The organism is Anoxybacillus sp. (genome assembly GCF_036834105.1).
Classification (GTDB): domain Bacteria; phylum Bacillota; class Bacilli; order Bacillales; family Anoxybacillaceae; genus Anoxybacillus.
Map to the genome: position 1 here is coordinate 1 of NZ_DAITON010000224.1, position 1,971 is coordinate 1,971.

Here is a 1,971-nt window from a genome sequence, read left to right on the forward strand (position 1 = left end):
AGCGACGATTAAAAATATATCACGAACATTTCTAAACGTCAACACCTTTTCTTTATTTTTTTTCAACTACATAATGTCTATGAAACACCCCTTGTCCTTTCGTTGTTATTTTTTCGACAGAAAGCACGTGTTTTTCAACTAAAAATTCAAGGAAAATAGCTAAATCAACCCCGTATACCGCCAACTCTTCTTCATTTAGCAATTCGGCCATAGACCACGATGTCTCCCTTTTTGTAAGTACATCTAAAAGATGGCTTGCCCCTTGTTTGAGCTTCGAATGGATAAAAAAGTCACTTGCTAAAAATAATAACTGCAATCGCTTATCGAGTGGCTCTTCACTTCCCACTAACTCGGCATATAGTTTGTAAATTTGCGGTTCAATATGCTTCACTTGATTCCATACGGTCACCTCAGGATAAAAACCGTTTTCAATAATAGCTAGGCGCGCCAAATGGTGAAGAGCATGAAGGATGTGATTGTAAGAATCAAGCCACTGATCTTTTTCAAAAAAACTTCTCCCCTCTATGTAACGACGAACTAATTTTGCAAATTCAATTCCCATCTTGACTTTTCTCTCTTCTTCTGGAAACTGCAAGAGACGTTGTCGCAACTGCTCAATGTATTCATTTCGATCAAACAAAACCTTCCCGTTCAACAGCCAATTTATCACTTTTCGATTTGAGCCAAGCAGCACCCATTCTTTTACTTGATGTTCGTCGACGACATGCAATGATGCGCTTTTTTCTTCAAATGCATAATGCTTAATAAAAACTTTTTCCTCTCCTCTCTGAACAATAACAAATAAAATAACGTCAAATAAATCCGTCTCCGGAGAGTAATCCGACCCTTTTTCAACCATTAAAATTCCAAGCGTATGAGGGTGACTAGCGCGCTCTTGGTAAATCGGACGCAACAAATCTTCCATAACCGTTTCCTCCATTTTTCAACATTGTCTGACCGTATTCGACATTTTTCAAAAAACTCCTGCTGATTACTGCTTATCATTTAAAACTTATGATATAGTTATACATAGGAGGCGATAGTGTGGGTGTAAAATATTCAAGCAAGATCAATAAAATTCGTACATTTGCATTAAGTTTAATTTTTATCGGTTTTTTCGTCATGTATGCCGGAATATTTTTTCGTACATCCCCAATTGTCATGACGTTATTTATGATTTTAGGATTATTGTTTATTATTGCAAGCACGGTCGTTTATTTTTGGATCGGGATGTTATCCACAAAAACTGTACAAGTCGTTTGTCCGTCATGTAATAAAGTGACAAAGATGTTAGGCAGAGTCGACGTATGCATGTACTGCAACGAGCCACTTACGCTTGATCCGACACTTGAAGGAAAAGAGTTTGATGAAAAATATAATCGAAAAACAAGAAATATAAAAAGCTGATAGCATACCGCTACCAGCTTTTTATGTTAATGATGTCCTTTTTGACAGTCTGGACACGTTCCATAAATCTCCATACGATGATGACTAACTTTGAATCCTGTCACATGTGCCGCTAAATCTTCTACTTCATCTAACCCCGGATAGTGAAAGTCGACAATTTTTCCACACACTTCGCAAATGACGTGATAATGATGTGTCGTAACAAAATCAAAACGACTCGATGCATCACCGTACGTTAATTCTTTGACAAGACCGACCTCTTTGAACACACGCAAGTTGTTATACACCGTCGCGACACTCATATTTGGAAATTTTCCTTCCAAAGCTTTATAAATTTCATCCGCTGTTGGATGGGACATCGACTGAATCAAATATTCGAGTATCGCATGACGTTGCGGTGTAATACGGACGCCGGTTTCTTTCAACGCGTGAAGCGCTTCTTTTAATTGCTGTGCGTGCGTCACCGTCATGCACCCCACTTTCATTTATAAAAATTATAATTATTACTTTATAATTTTTATAAATAGTGTACAAAAAACTGAAACCGTTTGTCAATTGTATTTT

The 1,971-nt window shown here is 37.3% G+C and carries 3 protein-coding genes; 1 reads left to right on the forward strand and 2 read right to left on the reverse strand.

Annotated features, from left to right (window positions below; genetic code table 11):
* Window positions 1-52: 52 nt before the first annotated feature.
* Entirely contained in the window at window positions 53-925 is an 873-nt protein-coding gene (locus tag V7Z64_RS13145) for a nucleotidyltransferase-like protein (RefSeq protein WP_297992142.1), read from the reverse strand.
* Between the two features lie 119 nt (window positions 926-1,044).
* On the opposite strand from V7Z64_RS13145, the gene V7Z64_RS13150 reads away from it, so the two are divergent.
* Entirely contained in the window at window positions 1,045-1,407 is a 363-nt protein-coding gene (locus V7Z64_RS13150; RefSeq protein WP_004577816.1) for a YgzB family protein, read from the forward strand.
* 26 nt (window positions 1,408-1,433) lie between these two features.
* On the opposite strand, the gene perR is transcribed toward V7Z64_RS13150, so the two are convergent.
* Complete coding sequence (gene perR / locus V7Z64_RS13155; RefSeq protein ID WP_035045636.1) at window positions 1,434-1,877, reverse strand: peroxide-responsive transcriptional repressor PerR; 444 nt, start codon at window positions 1,875-1,877, stop codon at window positions 1,434-1,436.
* Between the last annotated feature and the right edge of the window lie 94 nt (window positions 1,878-1,971).